Consider the following 18332-nt stretch of genomic DNA (forward strand, 5'->3'; position numbering starts at 1 on the left):
CGCCACAAAGGCTCGCTCCCACAGGGTCGGTGTGATGACCAATCAACGGTGCGCGGTTTTACTGACCGCGGCGCTGTTGTCATGGATCAGCTGGGTGATCATCGCGTCGGCCTCGGCCAACTGACGGTCGTAGATGCCGGTGCTGAACGAAGCCTTTTGCGGCGACTGTTGGGCCAGCACCGGACCGCTCTGGTCGCGCAGGTTCACATCGACCTGAGTCGACAGGCCGACCCGCAACGGGTGCTTGGCCAGCTCTTCGGCGTTGATGTGAATCCGCACCGGCACCCGCTGGACGATCTTGATCCAGTTACCGGTGGCGTTCTGCGCCGGCAGCAAGGCAAACGCGCTGCCAGTCCCGGCGCCGAGGCTGTCGATGGTGCCGCTGTATTTGACGTCGCTGCCGTAGAGGTCGGCCTCGATGTCGACCGGCTGACCGATGCGCATGTCACGCAGCTGGGTTTCCTTGAAGTTGGCGTCGATCCACAGCTGATCCAACGGGATCACTGCCATCAGCGCGGTGCCCGGCTGGACCCGCTGGCCCAGTTGCACGCTGCGTTTGGCAACGTAACCGGTGACCGGCGCGATCAAGGTGCTACGGGCATGGGTCAGGTACGCCTGACGCAATTGCGCGGCGGCGGACATCACGTCCGGGTGCGACGACACCACGGTGTCATCGACCAGCGCGCTGGTGGTCATGAGCTGTTGTTTGGCGTTGGCCAAGGCGTTTTGCGCCGAGGTCAGGTCATCGCGGGCATGGGATAGTTCTTCCTGGGAAATCGCCCCGCCAGCAGCGAGGTTTTTCCGGCGATTGAAGTTGTCCTGGGCCTTTTGCACTTCGGCCTGTTGCGCATTGACCTGGGCTTTCATGCCGTCGACATTGCTGTACAAACCGCGCACCTGGCGCACGGTGCGAGCCAGATTGGCCTGGGCACTTTGCAGACCGACTTCGGCGTCGTTCGGGTCAAAGTTGATCAGCACCTGGCCTTCGTGGACCAGGTCGCCATCGTCGGCACCGATGCTGACCACGGTGCCAGTGACCAGCGGGGTGATTTCCACCACGTTGCCGTTCACATAGGCGTCGTCGGTGCTTTCGTTCCAGCGACCGTAAAATTCTTGATAACCCCAGACGCCGAGCCCGGCGAGGATCACCACGATGGTCAGTGCAAACAGCATCACTTTGCGCTTGCGTGGATTGCTCGTGTCTTGAGCGTTGTCAGGGGCTTGGGATGTATCGACAGTGGCCATGACGGGTACCTTGAATTAGTTGTGCTGCGTGGCTGGGGTTGCGTTGGCTGCGGTCAGGGTTTCGCCCTGGAAGCCGCCGCCCAGCGCTTGCATCAGTTGAATCGACAGGTCGATCTGCTCGGCATTCAGGTTGGCCAGTTGACGCTGGGCCTGGAGCAATTGCTGCTCGATGCTGAGCACATCCAGGTAATTACCGATACCGGAACCGTAGCGCTGGACCACGGTGTTGTAAGAATCCTGGGCAATGTCGGTGGCGTGCTGCTGGGCGCCGATTTGCCGGCCGATATCGCGCAACTGGTTGATGGTGTCGCTGACATCGCCCAGGGCTTTCACCAGACTTTTGTTGTACTGCGCCACCGCGAGGTCGTAATCGGCATCGCGGGAATCGAGGTCGGCCCGCAAACGGCCACCGTCGAAAATCGGCACCGAGATCGTCGGCGCGACATTGAAGAAGCGACTGGCGGAACCGAACATCGCATCGCCCAGCAATGATTCGACACCGGCCGCCGCGCTCAGGTTGAGGTTGGGGTAAAACTGAGTCTTGCCCGCCGCGATGTTTTTGCTCGCGGCTTCAACCCGCCAGCGTGCCGCCACCAGGTCCGGGCGACGACCGAGCAACTCTGCCGGTAGCACCGACGGCAACGCCACGGCGCTGGCTTGGAGAACTTTCGGTCGGGCGATTTCATTGCCGCGATCCGGGCCTTTGCCCAACAGCACCGCCAAGGCGATTTTCGCGCTTTGCAGACGTTTCTCGGCGTCGATCAGGCTGGCTTCGGCGCTGGCTTCCAGGCTTTCGGTCTGCTGGAACTGGTACTGGCTGTCGATCCCCGAGCTCAGGCGACGCTGGCTGAGGTCGAGCATTTGTTGGGTGCGCTTGAGGTCTTCGCTGGCCAGGTCATGGATGATGTGCGCCTGCCCCAGATCGCTGTAGGCGCGGGCGACATCGGCGGACAAGGTCAGCTGCGCAGCCTGCTGATCGACTTCGGCGGCACGGGCCTGGCCCAATGCGGCTTCCCAGGCAGCGCGCTGGCCGCCCCATAGGTCGAAGTTGTAATTGAAACTGGCACCGAGATTACGCACGGTGGAATAGGTGCCGCCCTGCCCGCTCGGGTCCTGATCGCGGGCCAGACGCGAACGGCTGACGCCGGCACTGGCATCGAGAGTCGGCATCCGCGCGGCGTCGGCGGCATAGGCAGCGGCGCTGGCCTGATGGGCGCGGGCGTCGGCGATTTGCATGTCGGGGCTGTCGTGCAAGGCTTCGCGGATCAGACCGTCGAGTTGCGGATCGCCGAGGCTTTTCCACCAGTCGCTTTTCGGCCACGCCGCGGGCGACAGCGTCACGCCGTTGAGGGATTGCCCGGCCTTTAGATTTTTCGCATCGAGGCTGACGCCTTCGGTGGTCAGGCCGCTGTAGCTGGCGCAGCCGGCGAGGCTCATGGCCAACAGCACCAGGCTCAGGCCGCTACGCAGGCTTTTACTGTTCATGGCCACCTACCCGCAGCAGGGTGATCGAGTCACCCGCGGCTACCAGAATTTTCTTCAGGATCTGTTCCAGGGTTTTCAATTCTTCCGGGGTGATGGCGCCGGCCAGTTCATTCATGGCGTCGGCGCCGATCTGCGGCAACTGATCGGTCAGTTGCTGGCCCTGTTCGGTCAGCACCAGCTGAACCTGACGCCGGTCTGCCTCGGAGCGTTGGCGGGCGAGGAAACCTTTCTGTTCCAGACGATCGAGCATGCGGGTCATCGAACCGCTGTCCAGCGACAGGTGACGGCACAGCTCGGCCGGGGTATCGACACCGAACTGGGCCATGATGATCAGCACTTTGAACTGCGCGGCGGTGATGCCGTGGGGCTCCATGTGCGTGTCGATGATCCGGTCCTTGAGCAGCGCGGCGCGCCCGAGCAAAAGGCCGAGATGACAATGCTGGAAATTTTCTGGAGTGAAATGCTTCATCTGACCACCGATTAGCTGCCTAGGCAGAGAATGTATGTCGAGATGTTACTGCCTAGGCAGAGAATGTCAACGCAATAGTTAGGAGGCTTTGTATTTGATGGATAAATGGCAATGGATTCTGCGGTGAATGCTCTGACGCCATCGCGGGCAAGCCCGCTCCCACAGGTTCAGCGAAATCCTTGTGGGAGCGGGCTTGCCCGCGATTGGGGGCGACGCGGTATCTGAAAGAAAACGCGGTTCTAGAAATCCCGCTTGTAGAAGATGTCCAGCGAACTGGCCACGCCGCTGGCGGCTTCGAGGTAGACCTTTTTGCTCAGTTTGTAGCGCAAGGCAATGGTGTTGGCCGGTTCGAATACGCCTACGCCATAACGCAGGCTGAGCTTTTCCGAAATATTGCCGCTGGCCACCACGGCGGTGTTGGCGCCGCTGCCTTGGGTATCGAGCTGGAAGTCTTGAATGCCCAAGTCCTTGGCCAAGCCGCTGGTCACCCCAGAGCTGCCCATCAAGCCCAACCCGAGGGCGGCTTGGGCAAGCATGTTGTTGTCTTCACCGGTAGTGCTCAACGGACGCCCCAGCACCAGATAGGACAATGCCTGCTCCTGACTCATCGCCGGTTCGGAAAAGATCTGCGTAGTCGGCTGCTCGGCGCTGCCACTCAGGCGAATGCCGGCGATGACATCATCGGTCTGGCGAATCGCTTCGATGTCCAGATACGGCTGATCGATGGGACCGGCAAACAACAGGCGCGCCCGGCGCACCGTCAGTCGCTGACCGTAAGCGCGGTAACGTCCGTCGTTGAGCCACAGCTCGCCACGGGTGTCCATGTTGTCGCCGATGTGCACCTGACCTTGCAGGTTGGCGGTCAGGCCGAACCCGGCAAAGCTGAGTTTGTCCTGCCCCACCACCACATCGATGTCCATCGCCATGGCCATCGGCGGTTTGCCCTCTTCGGTCTGCTGACCGACGATCACCGTGTCATCGGAGACCTTGACCGTGGACGGCGGCAGCTCGCGCACGGTGATTTCGCCCTTGGGCACCAGCACTTTGCCGACGATTGCCAGTCTGTCGTCCTTCATGGAGATCTTCAGGTCCGGCGCGACTTCCAGCGCGGCGTAGGGCTCGACGGTGACCGGCAACTGCGAGCCCTTGAGCGCCAGATCCACCATCAGCGCCTGGCCCCAGGCGATGTTGCCATTGAGGCTGCCCTGCCCTGTCTTGCCGCTTTTCCAGCCGCCGTTCAGTTGCACGGTTTCGCCGGCAATCACGGCTTGAAGTTGCAAGGCTTCGAGCGCCATCGGCAACTCAGGCCCGGAGATTTCACCGTCGCGCAGCTCAAGGTTGCCATTGACCAGCGGCGCCAGCAGTCCGCCGGACAATGTGCCGCTGCCGCTCAAATGCCCGGTGAGTTTCTCGACCATCGGCACAAACGGCCGCGCCACCGACAAGTCCAGGCCACTGAGGCGGAATGAACCGGTCAGCGGTTTGTTCTTCGGCAGCGGGTTGATTTGCGCCTGAACCATCAGCTCACCGAGCTTGCCGCCGACAAAGTTGAGGTCGGTGTCGATGCGTTTTGGCGTGAGTTTGCTGGTGAGTTTCAGGGTCTGGTACGGGAAGTCCAGCCATTGCTCCTTCTCACGCATACGCAACGTGCCGCCACTGGCGTCGATGCTGACCAGACCGTTCGGACCGCTGGCCGGCAAGTCCAGTTGCAGGTCGGCGTTGAGCTTGCCCTGCCAGGCGAAATCCTTCGGCAACCACTGCGCGAGGCTGTCGATGGGGAACTGTTTGAGGTGATAACGCAGCTTCGGCTCGGGCATCAAACGCTGATCTTCGCCGCACAGGCTGGCCGGGCCGGACATCCAGCAATGGGCGCCGAAGTTGATTTTGCCGTCCGCCAATCGCTCAAGCTTCGCCGGATTTTGCAGTTTCCAGTCCTGACCACCGGCCTGAATAAGCCCACTGGCCAGACGCCCGCGCCAATTGCCCTTGTCCAACGCGCCGTCGAAACCGAGCGCCAGCTTCAGCTTTGGTCCTTGCAGGTCGAGGGCGAGTTTCTGGTTTTTGATGTCACCCTGACCGCTGGCGGTCAATGTGCCCAGTGACGTGTCGCCGGTCTGAATGCTGCTGCCCTTGAGGTCGATCTTCGCCCGCTGGGCGCTGTCGAGGGTGGCGTCCAGATTGAGGCTTTGCAGGCGATTGTCTTCGAAGGCCAGTTGCGTGCCTTGCAGACCGAGCTTGCCTTGTGGCGCTTTGAGCGTACCGGCGACATCGACCCGGCCATTGAGCTGACCGCGCAGTTGCGGCCAGAGCTGGGCCAGACGCGGCAGCTTGATGTCGATCCGGCCGGCGAGTTTCTGTTGCAGGCTGCCCTGACCGTTGATGCTGTTGTCACCAAGGCGAATCTGCAACGCGCTGAGGTTCCATTGCTCGCCGCCGCCATCGGCCTTGGCTTGCAACACCGCCGGTTGCCCGCGCAGCTTGCCTTTCAGATCCAGGTCGGCGGTCAGGCTAAGCGTTTCGTTCTTCATCTCACCTTTGCTACGCAATGGCCCAGCCAAGGTGCCAGGTAACTCCGCGAGCCAGTACGCAGGGTTGATTGCCGAGAGGTCCAGCGCCGTATCCCAGGCGATACCGTCGGCAAACTGCAGATTCAGGTGCCCTTCGGCCTTGCCCTGCCCGGCTTCGAGTTTGAATTGCGGCAGGTGGATTTTGCTCAGATCACCGCTGAACGGGCTGTTCAGGCTGAACGCCCCGGCCGGGCCATCCAGTGCGGCTTTGAAGTTACCAATGTAGTTGCCGTCGGTGTAGGAGACTTCACCGTTGAAACTGCGCAGCGCCACTTGTGGCTCGTCGATCAGCGGATAGAGACGGTGCCACGGGAAATCCAGCCAGTCGATTTTCGCTTCAGCACTCAGGCCTTTGCTCCAGTCCACTTGCCCGATGAGCTTGAGGCTCTGTTTGTCGTTGGCCGTCAGGTCAAGGCCGGCGATTTGCGCGCCCTTGGCGTCGACCTTGCCTTGCAGCAACAGCGCAACCGGGCCTTGCTCTGCGGGCAATGTGGCTTTGCCGAGCAACTGGTAGCCGTTTTTCAGGTCGCCGTCGCCGGTGAGTTCCAGTTGATTGAGTTGCAGGGTGTCCGGTAGATCGGCGCTGGCCTTGAAGCCGTCAGCGGTGATGCGCACTTTGGCCGGCAAGTTTTCCGCCAGCGGTTGCAGCTCGCCAGTGAGTTGGCCGTTCAGGTAGCCGCTGCTGTCGGCTTTCAGGTTCAGGGTTTTCAGCAGATCGCCGTCGACCTTCAAGGCCAGTGCCCATGGTTCGGTACCCGGCGACGGTAAAGTCAGTTTGCCTTCAGCGGTCAGCGGCCAGTTGCCGCTGGGTTGCAGCAGGCCGGACAGGTTCAGGCTCAGTTCATCACGCTGCAAATGCACCGAGTCGATCTGCAAACCCTTCTCGGTCCAGTGCGCTGCCAGTTGCAGCCCCTTGAGTTCTTCACTGCCGTTGAACAGCAGGCGGCCGATTTTGACGTCGCCCAATTCGATGGCCAGCGGCAATTTCAAGTCCGGCAGACTGATCGGCCCGCTGCTTTCCTCTTCCACGCCCGGCGGGAATTGCAGGCTGACCTGCTCCGCCTGCAATTGCTCGATGCACAACGTCATGCGCATCAGGCACAGCGGCGACCAGGCGAAAATCGCTTTGTCCAGATCGACCCGGCTGCTGTCCTGCTGCCACTCCAGATGATCGGCGCTCCACTGCCCACCCAAACGGCCCTGGAAATTCTCCATGGTCAAACCCGGCACAAACCCGAGCGCCCAGCGACTGCCCGTCGGAGTGCCCAGCACGGTGACCAGTGTCAGCACAATCAGCATCAGCAGTGCCGGAATTGCCAGCAGCGTTATTTTCAAACCACGCTTCACAGCTCAGGCCCCATGGAAAAGTGCAGTCGAATGCCGCCGTCGTCGTCCATCGCGTGGGCCAGGTCAAGGCGAATCGGCCCCACCGGCGAAACCCAGCGTACGCCGATACCGACACCTGTCTTGAGGTTCGGCAGTTCGAGTGTGTTGAAGGAGTTGCCCTGGTCGATGAAGGTAGCGACCCGCCATTTTTCGGCGATGGAGTATTGATACTCGACGCTACCGGCCACCATGTAGCGGCCACCGATACGGTCGCCATCGGAGTTTTCCGGAGACAGGCTCTGGTAGTCGTAACCGCGCACGCTCTGATCGCCACCGGCGAAGAAGCGCAAGGACGGCGGCACCGATTTGTAGCCGTTGGTGGCGCTGCCGCCGACCTGCACCCGACCGAGCAAGCGGTGTTTGTCGAACACCGTGGTCAAGCCTTTGACCAGCGCCGTGCCGTAGAGCAAGTTGGTGTCCGAACCCAATCCTTCCTTGGCGACTTTGGTTTCGAATTGCAGGCGATAACCGTTGTGCGGGTCGATGCGGTTGTCACTTTTCAGGTACGAATAGCTCACGCCAGGCATCAGCAAGGTGCTAAGCCCCGAATCGTCACCGAGTTGGTATTCCTCGCGCTGCCATTTGAGTGATACCACCCGCTGCCAGCCGCTGGGCAACTTGCTGTGCCATTCGGGGCCGAGGGTCAGCAGTTTGCTGAGGGTATCGGTGCCAGCGATTTCTTCATATTGATAACCACCGGCAAAACGCAGTTTGTCGGTCAATGGTGGGTCCAGCGGAACGTCGTAAAACAGCCCGACGTTCTGCCGTGGCGCCGAAATCTCGGCCTCCCAGCCATAGCTGTGCCCCTGAGGATTAACCCAATGCCGCGTCCAGTTGGCTTTGACCCGTGGACCGACGTCGGTGGAAAAGCCCAGACCGAGGCCCATGGTCCGAGGCTTGCGGGTTTCCAGTTTGACCGCCACCGGGATCACATCGTCCTTGGACGCGGTCGGCGCCGCGTCGACCCGCACGCCCTCGAAATAACCGCTCGATTGCAGCGCCTGATTGAGTTCGGCGATCAGTTCGGAGTCATAGGGCGCACCGGCCTTGAACGGCACCATGCGTTGCAGCAGGTCTTCGTCGAACGGCGTGTCGCCTTCAAAACTGACTTTGCCCAGCGCATAGCGTGGGCCGCTGTCGTAGATCAATTCGATGTCGGCGACACCGGCACGCGGGTCCACCAACAGTTTCTGGCGGGTGAAGCGCCCACTGAAAAAGCCATAGCGCGAGGCCTGGTTCTGGATCAGCCGCTTGGCGTCTTCGTAACGGCCATGGTTCAGCACCGAGCCGGGTTCGAGCAGATCGCTTTTCGGTACTCGAAAGGACTTGAACGAGGCCGCCGGGCCGTCGATGCGCACCGTGACGTTGCGCAAATGGATCGGCTCACCGGGGTCGATGTTCAGCACCAGGCGCGGCGTCTTGCCGCCCTTCACGTCGCTGTCGATTTGCGGCTGGTAATAACCCAAGGCCTGGGCGGCCTTGCGCGCCTGTTCTTCGGCGCCGCGACTGAAGCGCAGCAAGGCTTCCTCATCGCGATCGCCGAGGCTACCGATATAGCCTTCTATATTGGCCTTCAGTTCATCGTTGGACGGTTTGATCCGCACATCCAATTCACTTTGCGCCAGCGCCGCGCAGCTGGAGATCAGAATCAGCACGCCACTGGTAAATCTTCCGGAAAACTTCATAGCGCGGATGCTATCACGAGCCTGGGGGCCTGATAGAGCCTGACCTGCCGCGAAAGTTCTACTGTTATGCCGTTGCCGTTTGTAACACCTGCGGATTCGCGTGGAAAAACACGTGTTCAAGAATCGGGCCTACTGCTACTTCGCCGATTTCCTCATAGCCCTGGCGCTTATAGAACTCCAGATAACGAGGATTCCCGGTGTCGAGGATCACACCCTGCGAGTGCTCATCGACCGCGCACCAGTTATGGACCGCTTGCAGCAATTGTTCGCCGAAGTGCTTGCCCTGGAATTGCGGATGAACCCCCAGCAGCGGCAGGACATGCACCGAGTCAGACGGCACGCACGCCATCACGGCGGCGTGGTAATCGAGGTAGCGGCGGGTGCAGCGAAACCCGGTGCTGAGCACCATCCGCAGGCGCCAGGCCCAGCTTTCGGTGATGCCCAGGCGGCGTTGTGGTGGTGCGATCAGGGCGATGCCGATCAAGCGGTCATTCACTAGCAGGCCGATGGCCGGCAAATCCTGCAAAAAGTGCTGTTTGACCAGTTCGCGCACCGTGGCCCGTACTCGCTGTTCATAGCCGGGACGTTCGGCTTCGAACAGGTAGCCGAACGTCGGCTCGTGCCGGTACGCCTGATACAACAAGGAGCGTGCTTCGCGGGAATAGCCGCTGTCGAGCATGTGAATATCGGCGATGGCGGTCGAGGTTTCGGGCATAACGGCGGATCTCCCTGGGCGCGGCTCAGAAGGCCGCGTTCTTATTGGTACGAGCCTTTGGGTGGCTTCACAGTTCCCCAGACAAGGTATAGACCAAGCCGGGATCTTCATCGAATGGGCTGATGCCTTCGCGGGCAAGCCACGCTCCCACAGTTTCAGTGGCGTTCACAGATTTTGTGTACGACACGGATACTGTGGGGGGCTTGCCCACGAAGAGGCCCGATCTGCCAACACATCTCTGACAGAACACAACGAATCGCCTCACCCCAAGGCTGGCCCCATTCCTACATGTCAGCTAGCATCGCATTTTTGCCAGGACTGCCGACCATGAAGATCGTCTCCTTCAACATCAACGGGCTGCGCGCTCGCCCGCATCAGCTGGCGGCGCTGATTGAAAAGCATCAACCGGACGTGATCGGACTGCAGGAAACCAAGGTCCACGATGACCAGTTCCCCCTGGCCGAGGTTCAGGCACTGGGTTATCACGTGCATTTCCATGGGCAAAAAGGCCATTACGGCGTGGCCCTGCTCTCGCGCCAGGAACCGATTGCCTTGTACAAAGGTTTCACCACTGACGAAGAAGACGCCCAGCGACGCTTCATCTGGGGCACTTTCGCCGACGCCAATGGCGTGCCGGTGACCATCATGAACGGCTATTTCCCACAGGGCGAAAGCCGCGATCACCCCACCAAATTCCCGGCCAAGGAACGTTTCTACAGCGATTTGCAGCAATTGCTGGAAAGCCAGTTCAGCAACGACCAGCCGATTGTGGTGATGGGCGATGTGAACATTTCCCCGGAAGACTGCGACATCGGCATCGGCCCGGACAACATGAAACGCTGGCTGAAAACCGGCAAATGCAGCTTCCTGCCCGAAGAACGCGAATGGATGGCCCGCCTGAAGAATTGGGGCCTGGTGGACAGCTTCCGTCACCTGAACCCAGACGTTGCCGACCGTTTCAGCTGGTTCGACTACCGCAGCCGCGGTTTTGAAGATGAACCCAAGCGCGGGCTGCGGATTGACTTGATCATGGCCTCCCATGGATTGTTGCCGCGAGTGAAGGATGCCGGCGTGGATTACGATTTGCGCGCAATGGAAAAGCCCTCCGATCACGCACCGATCTGGCTTGAGTTGAGCTAAGAAGCAAAAGATCGCAGCCTTCGGCAGCTCCTACAGAATGTACGCCACCCCAGTGTAGGAGCTGCCGAAGGCTGCGATCTTTTGATCTGTCATCGTTCAGCAACCTTACTGACTTATTCTCCCGGCACTTTCCCAGGCTTATAAGGTGCCGGCATGACGCTGCGCGTGTTGTTTGTGTCGATGCTCGCCGCCCTGCTGCCGTTAACGGTGTCGGCCGGCGATTTGCCGACGCCCGAACGTGGCCCGGTGTTGCGCATCCAGGGCTCCAACACCATTGGCGCAGCATTGGGCCCGGCGCTGGTCGAGGGCTTGATGCGTGAACAGGGCCTGCTCAAGGTTCATCGCGAAGCCCCGGACAAAGCCAACGAACAACGCATCGTCGGCGAAACCGTTCAGGGACGCCGAGTCGAGGTGGAGGTCGCGGCCCATGGTTCCAGCACCGGGTTCAGAGCCCTGAGAATCGCCTCTGCCGATCTCGCGGCTTCGTCGCGCCCGATCAAGGACAACGAACGGCTGGATCTTGAGCCGCTGGGCGACCTGAAAAGCCCGATTGCCGAGCAAGTTATCGCCATCGACGGGCTGGCAATCATCCTTCATCCGCACAATCCGCTGAAGCAACTCAACACCGAACAACTGGCGCGAATCTTCAGCGGCGAAGCGAAAACCTGGGAAGCACTCGGCAGCACCGGCGGGACGATTCATCTCTATGCGCGGGATGATCAATCAGGCACCTATGACACGTTCAAGGAACTGGTCCTCAGCCCGCGTGGGAAAACCCTGAGCGGCAACGCGAAACGCTTCGAATCCAGCGAGCAATTGTCCGACGCCGTCAGTCTGGACCCGCAAGGCATTGGCTTCATCGGTTTGCCTTATGTGCGCCAGGCCAAAGCCGTGGCCATTGTCGATGGCGACTCCCAGGCCATGCTGCCGGTCAATAGCCTGATCGCGACGGAAGATTACCCGCTGTCCCGTCGGCTGTTCTTTTACCTGCCGCCGAATGGGAAAAATCCCTGGGCCAAGGCCTTGGTGAAGTTCGCGCAAAGCAGCAAAGGCCAGGCGATCGTCGCGGCCAATGGCTTTATCGCGCAGACCGTTCAGGCCATGGCCGTCACGCCGAATGCGCTGATGCCTGAGGATTATCAGGCACTCAGTCGCCATGCCCAGCGGCTGACGGTGAATTTCCGTTTCGAAGAAGGCAGCGCGACGCTGGACAACAAGGCCCGACAAGACCTGTCGCGGGTACTCGACTATATAAAGCAGCACGACAAAACCAATCGGCAGGTGACGCTAGTGGGGTTTGGCGACGCCAAGAGCGACCCGGCGCGGGCCGATCTGCTGTCGAAACTGCGGGCCATGGCGGTGCGGCGAGAGCTGGTGAAAAGCGGCGTGGTGTTTCGCGAGATTCGAGGTTTCGGCGCCGAGATGCCGGTAGCGACCAACAGCGGGGATGAGGGGCGGATCAAGAATCGGCGGGTTGAGGTTTGGGTGTATTGAATCTGATGTTGATGGGTTGAATGGGCCGACGCCATCGCGGGCAAGCCCGCTCCCACAGTGTCCGTGTCGTACACAAAGTCTATGAACACCACTGTAACTGTGGGAGCGGGCTTGCCCGCGATGAACGATGACGCGGTGCCTGTCAGTGCCCGCTGCGCGAAGCCAGGCGACCCAGTACATCTGAAACAACCGGATTGCCGTATTTCAGGGCCGCTTCGCGCCCCAGCGGGAGCAAGCTCCCTCGCCACAAAAGCCCACCCGTCTTATTGACCGCTACGCATCATTTCCTTCGGCACATATTTACCGATCTCGAACTTGCCGATCGCCGCGCGGTGCACTTCGTCCGGGCCGTCGGCCAGGCGTAGGGTGCGTTGCATGGCATACATGTAGGCCAGCGGGAAATCGTTGGAAACCCCTGCCCCGCCATGGATCTGGATCGCCCGGTCGATCACCCGCAATGCCACGTTCGGCGCGACGACTTTGATCTGCGCGATTTCGCTCTTCGCCACCTTGTTGCCGACGGTGTCCATCATGTATGCCGCTTTCAACGTCAGCAGGCGCGCCATGTCGATCTCCATCCGCGAGTCGGCGATTTTGTCGATGTTACCGCCCAGACGCGCCAGGGGTTTGCCGAACGCAGTGCGGTTGACCGCACGTTTGCACATCAGCTCCAACGCACGCTCGGCCATGCCGATCGAACGCATGCAGTGGTGAATCCGGCCCGGGCCGAGGCGACCTTGGGCAATTTCGAAGCCGCGCCCTTCGCCCAGCAGGACGTTTTCATACGGCACCCGGACGTTTTCGAACAGTACTTCGGCGTGGCCGTGAGGCGCATCGTCGTAACCGAACACCGGCAGCGGACGCACAATCTTCACGCCTGGGGTATCCACCGGCACCAGAATCATCGAGTGCTGCGCATGGCGCGGTGCATCCGGGTTGCTCAGGCCCATGAAGATCAGGATCTTGCAGCGTGGATCACAGGCCCCTGAGGTCCACCACTTCTTGCCGTTGATCACCCACTCATCGCCATCACGCACAGCGCGGGCGGCCATGTTGGTGGCATCTGACGAGGCCACGTCCGGCTCGGTCATGGCGAACGCCGAGCGAATCTCGCCGCGCAACAGCGGTTCGAGCCAGCGTTGCTTCTGTTCTTCATTGGCGTAACGCACCAGCACTTCCATGTTGCCGGTGTCCGGCGCAGAGCAGTTGAACGGCTCAGGGCCCAGCAGCGAGCGGCCCATGATTTCCGCCAATGGCGCATATTCGAGGTTGGTCAGGCCGGCGCCGAGTTCGGATTCAGGCAGAAACAAATTCCACAGGCCTTCAGCTTTGGCCTTGAGTTTGAGTTCTTCCATGATCGCTGTCGGCTGCCAGCGATCGCCCTCGGCGACCTGGCGTTCGAACACCGCTTCAGCGGGATAAACGTAGGTGTCCATGAACGCGGTCACGCGCTCACGCAGTTCTTGCACTTTGGGCGAATAAGCGAAATCCATGGGCAGCTACCTTCTAAAGGGAGGTTGTTCAGGTCATGCAATCGATGCTAGAACAGCGTTGATAATTTACCTAGCCTATTCTCGGCGTGTATTAACATTCATCACCGATATATGATCGACTGATCGAGCCACCTTCCTAATAACAAGAGCAGAGAGCGCAGCGCAATGAATCTGAGCAAGGTCGACCTCAACCTTTTCATCGTCTTCGACGCGATCTACACCGAAGCCAACCTGACGCGCGCAGGGCAGATTGTCGGCATCACTCAACCAGCCGTCTCGAACGCTCTGGCCCGCCTGCGCGAGACCTTCAACGATCCGCTTTTCGTGCGTACCGCCCAAGGCATGGTGCCCACACCGATGGCGCAGAACATCATCGGCCCCGTGCGCAACGCCCTCTCCTTGCTGCGGGTGTCGGTGCAGGAAAGCCGCATCTTCAACCCGTTGCAGGCGGTCAAGACTTACCGCATCAGCATGACCGACCTCACTGAAGCGGTGATCCTGCCGCCGCTGTTCCAGCGCCTGCGACGCCTGGCGCCGACGGTGATCATCGAAAGCTTCCTGTCCAAACGTCGCGAGACCACCAAGGAACTGGCCGCCGGTCGTCTCGATTTTGCGGTGGACGCGCCGCTCAACACCGACCCGCAGGTGCGTCACGTCAAGTTGATGGAGGACCGTTACGTGTGCGCCATGCGCAAGGGCCATCCGTTGGCGGGCAAAGAGAAATTCACCCTCGACGATTATCTGTCCCTGACCCACATCCATATCTCCAGCCGGCGCAGCGGTCTGGGTTATGTCGATCTGGCCTTGGGCAAAATGGGCATCCAGCGCAAGATTGCCCTGCGCTCCCAGCATTACTTGATGGCGTCCCAGGTGTTACAGCAGACCGACATGGTCATGACCGTGCCGGAACGCTTCGCCCGTCGCCATGACTTGTACGCGGTGAACCTGCCGGTCAAAGAAGTTCCGCCAGTGGAAACTCACCTTTACTGGCACGAAAGCACCGACCAGGACCCGGCCAACCGCTGGATGCGCGAGCAAATGATCGAGTTGTGCCAACAGGTTACGGCCCATGAGAAGAAGCTCGATAAGGTGTAAGGCTTTGGACCGCATCATCGTTCTTCGCGGGCAAGTCGGATCGCCGCACCGCTCGCTCCCACAGGTTTGGTGTCGATCATTTATTCGTGGCTCGACGCGAACCTTGTAGGAGCGAGGCTTGCCCGCGAAGAGGCCGTCAGCAGCACCATAAATTCATGCCCCTTGACGTAAACGTCAACCTGCCATTAGCTTAGCGCCATGACCTTTTTCGAGCGCTTCCATGAGCAGCCAGACCTATAGCATTTCCGACCTCGCCCGCGAGCTCGACATCACCACACGGGCCATTCGCTTCTATGAAGAGCAAGGCCTGCTCAGCCCCGAGCGCCGCGGCCAGGAACGCATTTATTCGCCCCGTGACAAGGTAAGCCTGAAGCTTATTCTGCGGGGCAAGCGCATTGGTTTTTCCCTGGCCGAATGCCGCGAGCTGATCGAGCTCTATGACCCCTCCAGCGGTAACACCAAGCAATTGCACAGCATGCTGGCGAAAATCGCCGAACGTCGGGAACAACTCGAACAGCAATTGCTGGACATCGAACAGATGAAACTGGAACTCGATACGGCCGAAGAGCGCTGCACCCAGGCCTTGGAGCAAACGATCAAGAGCCAGCAGGCGGTCCAGTAGATCTACACAGTTCCCTGTGGGAGCGGGCTTGCCCGCGATGAGGGCATGACATTCAACATTGATGCTGACTGACACACCGCCATCGCGGGCAAGTCCGCTCCCACAGGGTTTTCCCAGCATTCAGACAATCAGCACAGGTCCATTGCCATGTCCCTACCCACCCACGTACGCCTGGTCGAAGTCGGCCCCCGCGACGGTCTGCAAAACGAAGCCCAGCCCATCAGCGTTGCAGACAAGGTGCAACTGGTCGACGCGCTGACCGCCGCCGGCCTGGGCTATATAGAAGTCGGCAGTTTCGTCTCGCCCAAATGGGTGCCGCAAATGGCCGGCTCCGCCGAGGTCTTCGCGCAGATCCAGCGCAAGCCGGGCGTGACCTATGGCGCCCTCGCCCCCAACCTGCGGGGTTTTGAAGACGCCATCGCCGCCGGGGTCAAGGAAGTCGCGGTGTTCGCCGCAGCGTCCGAATCGTTTTCCCAGCGCAACATCAATTGCTCGATCAGCGAGAGCCTCGAGCGCTTCGTGCCGATCATGGACGCCGCAAAACAACATGGCGTCAGCGTGCGCGGTTACGTGTCCTGCGTGCTGGGCTGCCCTTACGAAGGGGACATCGCACCGGAACAAGTCGCCCGGGTTGCTCGTGAGCTCTATGCGATGGGCTGCTACGAGGTTTCGCTGGGAGACACCATCGGCACCGGCACCGCTGGCGCGACCCGCAAGATGTTCGAAGTGGTATCGGCCGATGTACCACGTGAAAAACTGGCCGGGCACTTTCATGATACTTACGGCCAGGCCATGGCCAACATCTACGCCAGCCTGCTGGAAGGCATCGCGGTGTTCGACAGTTCCATCGCCGGCCTCGGCGGCTGCCCATACGCCAAGGGCGCCAGCGGTAATGTCGCGACCGAAGACGTGGTTTACCTGCTCAACGGTCTGGGTATTGAAACCGGAATCGACCTGGACGCCTTGATTCGAGCCGGCCAACAGATTTGCGCGGTGCTGGGGCGCCCTACCGGTTCGCGCGTGGCCAAGGCCCGCAGCGCGCAGTGACAGTGACAGTGACAGTGTGAATGTGTCCGGGTGTTACCGCGTGTTCTGAAACGTGGGCGGAAACGAGTAACACGGAAACAAATTGTCGGGTTTGGGTTGGATGAAAAACCCTACGAAAAACTCAAAGCATTGATTTTAAAGGGCTTTAAAAAGTTGGCACGGCTTCTGCTATCTCTATGGCATAACAAGAATAAAAACTGCAAACCAATAAAAATAAGACGTAACGACTCTGACATAACAAGAACAACACGGCAGAGACGCAGCTAACAGATTTTTTTGGAGAGGATGTGCTTTTCAGGGTGCTTTTCGAAGTAACCCGCAACCGGGCAGAGAACAATAAAACTACCTTCAGGTAGCTCCCGAACTGGTTGGATCGCTTAGCGAAAAAGTAGATCAGCGCTCAAAAAAATACGTTTGCTCTTGATCCCGGATGGGGATCGACAAAAACAGCGGTAAAGGGCCACGGTTGCCAAAAACAACAACAGACCGCCCCTCAATAATAAAAAAAGAGCACGTACGACAAAATTAAAGGGGAGCTTCGGCTCCCCTTTGTGCTTTCTGCCCCTTGTATACCCCCCTGCGCAACACCCTCTGACTGCCCCGCTCGTCGAAACTGTCATAAATGGCAGGTCAAATCAAAACCCGGATCTCCTATAACTCGCCTTCCCTTCGGGGATTGCAGGGACGCTCATGATCCATGCCATGAAGGTCTGGAGCTGTTCCGTTGGCCACCGCTGTTCGTCAACGTCTCTGGAATGAGTACACGTCCCTTTACTGGATAAAAGGAGACGAACATGATCACGTTGAAAACCTTCAAGCTGCCCGCCAAGGTAACGGGCAGCATCACCGATATCACGTTGGGAGAACAACTGATCCGCGCCTGGCGAACAGATGGCATTTTCCAGATCAAGACCCGTGTCGAACAGGATCGCAAGACGCAAGCGGCAATAGCCGTCAGCAAGCGCTTTTTCAAGAAACCTCAAACCTTCAAAAGCGGTTGCATCAACGATTCAGCCTACAGCGGCTATATCGCTTCCGGCGAGGAAATCACTGCCGGCCAGGCGGATTACTCGGAGATTTTCACCATTTGCAAAGACTTGCCCGAGAGCGATCCGCGCGTCCAGAAGGGCTGGCCTTGCCATGGTCCGGTGCCATGGCCCGATAGCGTTTATCACAAACGCATGAAAGCGTTCATGGACGAGCTCGGCGCAGCAGGCGAGAAACTACTCAAGCTCACGGCGCTGGGCATGAACCTGCCAATCAGCACCTTCACCGACCTGACACGCGATGGCTGGCACCACATGCGCGTATTACGCTTCCCGACCGAAACGCCCAAATCGTCCCGAGGCATTGGTGCACACACGGACTATGGCCTGCTGGTCATCGCGGCCCAGGACGACGTCGGCGGTCTGTACATTCGCCCACCGGTCGAGGGCGAGAGGCGCAACCGCAACTGGCTGCCGGAAGAAAGTTCGGCAGGCTTGTTCGAACACGAGGAACCCTGGACTTTCGTGACACCCACGCCAAGGGTGTGGACGGTGTTCCCTGGCGACATCATGCAGTTCATGACCAATGGCTACCTGCTTTCCACCCCACACAAGGTCAAGCTCAATACTCATGAACGCTTCGCCTGCGCGTACTTCCACGAACCGGGTTTCGAAGCTTCTGCCCGACCGTTGTTCGAACCAGGCAGCCAAGAGCGCATTCATTACGGCGAGCACTTCACCCATATGTTCATGCGCTGCTACCCGGATCGAATCACCACCCGACGCATCCACGAGCAAAATCGCCTCGCGCGGCTGGAAGAACTGAAAGCGCGCGACAAGTGAGCTCCGCAATTTTCAACCCACTCATAGGCTGAGCGTGCCCTGGTCGGTATTGCCGGTCAG

13 protein-coding genes are annotated in these 18332 nt (G+C 59.8%); 6 read left to right on the forward strand and 7 right to left on the reverse strand.

Annotation, left to right across the window (positions count from 1 at the left end; translation table 11 throughout):
• Nucleotides 1–42 precede the first annotated feature (42 nt).
• The 6 genes from AB7M26_RS24845 to AB7M26_RS24870 all read right to left on the reverse strand — a co-directional run bounded on the left by AB7M26_RS24845 (nucleotide 43) and on the right by AB7M26_RS24870 (nucleotide 9552).
• Nucleotides 43–1245, reverse strand: coding sequence for an HlyD family secretion protein (locus tag AB7M26_RS24845; protein WP_123496629.1), 1203 nt, complete (start codon nucleotides 1243–1245; stop codon nucleotides 43–45).
• A gap of 15 nt (nucleotides 1246–1260) precedes the next feature.
• Nucleotides 1261–2730, reverse strand: coding sequence for an efflux transporter outer membrane subunit (locus AB7M26_RS24850; protein ID WP_123496627.1), 1470 nt, complete (start codon nucleotides 2728–2730; stop codon nucleotides 1261–1263).
• Nucleotides 2720–3199 carry a MarR family winged helix-turn-helix transcriptional regulator gene (locus AB7M26_RS24855; protein ID WP_123496625.1) on the reverse strand — a complete coding sequence of 160 codons (480 nt, stop codon included), beginning with the start codon at nucleotides 3197–3199 and terminating at the stop codon, nucleotides 2720–2722. Before AB7M26_RS24855 ends, AB7M26_RS24850 begins: the two co-directional genes overlap by 11 nt.
• A gap of 239 nt (nucleotides 3200–3438) precedes the next feature.
• The gene (locus AB7M26_RS24860) at nucleotides 3439–7113 is read right to left on the reverse strand and encodes a translocation/assembly module TamB domain-containing protein (RefSeq protein WP_123496623.1); all 3675 of its coding nucleotides are present in this window, start codon (nucleotides 7111–7113) and stop codon (nucleotides 3439–3441) included.
• On the reverse strand, nucleotides 7110–8837 hold the full coding sequence (locus tag AB7M26_RS24865; protein ID WP_123496622.1) for an autotransporter assembly complex protein TamA: 1728 nt from the start codon (nucleotides 8835–8837) through the stop codon (nucleotides 7110–7112). Before AB7M26_RS24865 ends, AB7M26_RS24860 begins: the two co-directional genes overlap by 4 nt.
• A 64-nt stretch (nucleotides 8838–8901) precedes the next feature.
• Entirely contained in the window at nucleotides 8902–9552 is a 651-nt protein-coding gene (locus AB7M26_RS24870) for a GNAT family N-acetyltransferase (RefSeq protein WP_123496620.1), read from the reverse strand.
• A gap of 327 nt (nucleotides 9553–9879) precedes the next feature.
• Here AB7M26_RS24870 and xthA point away from each other — a divergent pair, with 327 nt between their 5' ends.
• Both xthA and AB7M26_RS24880 read left to right on the forward strand, forming a co-directional pair.
• Entirely contained in the window at nucleotides 9880–10692 is an 813-nt protein-coding gene (xthA, locus tag AB7M26_RS24875; RefSeq protein ID WP_123496618.1) for an exodeoxyribonuclease III, read from the forward strand.
• A 153-nt stretch (nucleotides 10693–10845) separates the two neighbouring features.
• Nucleotides 10846–12186 carry a substrate-binding domain-containing protein gene (locus tag AB7M26_RS24880; protein ID WP_123496616.1) on the forward strand — a complete coding sequence of 447 codons (1341 nt, stop codon included), beginning with the start codon at nucleotides 10846–10848 and terminating at the stop codon, nucleotides 12184–12186.
• Nucleotides 12187–12449: 263 nt separating this feature from the next.
• Here the strand turns inward: AB7M26_RS24880 and AB7M26_RS24885 are convergent, their stop codons facing one another.
• Complete coding sequence (locus AB7M26_RS24885) at nucleotides 12450–13679, reverse strand: acyl-CoA dehydrogenase (protein WP_030130892.1); 1230 nt, start codon at nucleotides 13677–13679, stop codon at nucleotides 12450–12452.
• 165 nt (nucleotides 13680–13844) lie between these two features.
• Between AB7M26_RS24885 and AB7M26_RS24890 the strand changes: the two genes are divergently transcribed.
• The 4 genes from AB7M26_RS24890 (at nucleotide 13845) to AB7M26_RS24905 (ending at nucleotide 18272) form a co-directional block, all read left to right on the forward strand.
• Nucleotides 13845–14774, forward strand: coding sequence for a LysR family transcriptional regulator (locus AB7M26_RS24890; RefSeq protein WP_007904083.1), 930 nt, complete (start codon nucleotides 13845–13847; stop codon nucleotides 14772–14774).
• Between the two features lie 220 nt (nucleotides 14775–14994).
• Nucleotides 14995–15396, forward strand: coding sequence for a MerR family transcriptional regulator (locus AB7M26_RS24895; RefSeq protein WP_008068244.1), 402 nt, complete (start codon nucleotides 14995–14997; stop codon nucleotides 15394–15396).
• Nucleotides 15397–15543: 147 nt separating this feature from the next.
• The gene (locus AB7M26_RS24900) at nucleotides 15544–16443 is read left to right on the forward strand and encodes a hydroxymethylglutaryl-CoA lyase (RefSeq protein WP_048396882.1); all 900 of its coding nucleotides are present in this window, start codon (nucleotides 15544–15546) and stop codon (nucleotides 16441–16443) included.
• A 794-nt stretch (nucleotides 16444–17237) separates the two neighbouring features.
• Nucleotides 17238–18272: a 2-oxoglutarate and iron-dependent oxygenase domain-containing protein gene (locus AB7M26_RS24905; RefSeq protein ID WP_123496614.1), complete on the forward strand. Its 1035-nt coding sequence runs from the start codon at nucleotides 17238–17240 to the stop codon at nucleotides 18270–18272.
• The last annotated feature ends 60 nt before the right edge of the window (nucleotides 18273–18332 follow it).

It is taken from the genome of Pseudomonas sp. F-14 TE3482, assembly GCF_053629455.1.

What these genes read in the sequence shown, in the direction of transcription:
- AB7M26_RS24890 (WP_007904083.1), top strand. Translation starts at nt 13,845, where the DNA reads ATGAATCTGAGCAAGGTCGACCTCAACCTTTTCATCGTCTTCGACGCG.
- AB7M26_RS24870 (WP_123496620.1), bottom strand. Translation starts at nt 9,552, where the DNA reads ATGCCCGAAACCTCGACCGCCATCGCCGATATTCACATGCTCGACAGC.
- AB7M26_RS24880 (WP_123496616.1), top strand. Translation starts at nt 10,846, where the DNA reads ATGACGCTGCGCGTGTTGTTTGTGTCGATGCTCGCCGCCCTGCTGCCG.
- AB7M26_RS24900 (WP_048396882.1), top strand. Translation starts at nt 15,544, where the DNA reads ATGTCCCTACCCACCCACGTACGCCTGGTCGAAGTCGGCCCCCGCGAC.
- AB7M26_RS24895 (WP_008068244.1), top strand. Translation starts at nt 14,995, where the DNA reads ATGAGCAGCCAGACCTATAGCATTTCCGACCTCGCCCGCGAGCTCGAC.
- AB7M26_RS24855 (WP_123496625.1), bottom strand. Translation starts at nt 3,199, where the DNA reads ATGAAGCATTTCACTCCAGAAAATTTCCAGCATTGTCATCTCGGCCTT.
- AB7M26_RS24845 (WP_123496629.1), bottom strand. Translation starts at nt 1,245, where the DNA reads ATGGCCACTGTCGATACATCCCAAGCCCCTGACAACGCTCAAGACACG.
- xthA (WP_123496618.1), top strand. Translation starts at nt 9,880, where the DNA reads ATGAAGATCGTCTCCTTCAACATCAACGGGCTGCGCGCTCGCCCGCAT.
- AB7M26_RS24865 (WP_123496622.1), bottom strand. Translation starts at nt 8,837, where the DNA reads ATGAAGTTTTCCGGAAGATTTACCAGTGGCGTGCTGATTCTGATCTCC.
- AB7M26_RS24885 (WP_030130892.1), bottom strand. Translation starts at nt 13,679, where the DNA reads ATGGATTTCGCTTATTCGCCCAAAGTGCAAGAACTGCGTGAGCGCGTG.
- AB7M26_RS24850 (WP_123496627.1), bottom strand. Translation starts at nt 2,730, where the DNA reads ATGAACAGTAAAAGCCTGCGTAGCGGCCTGAGCCTGGTGCTGTTGGCC.
- AB7M26_RS24905 (WP_123496614.1), top strand. Translation starts at nt 17,238, where the DNA reads ATGATCACGTTGAAAACCTTCAAGCTGCCCGCCAAGGTAACGGGCAGC.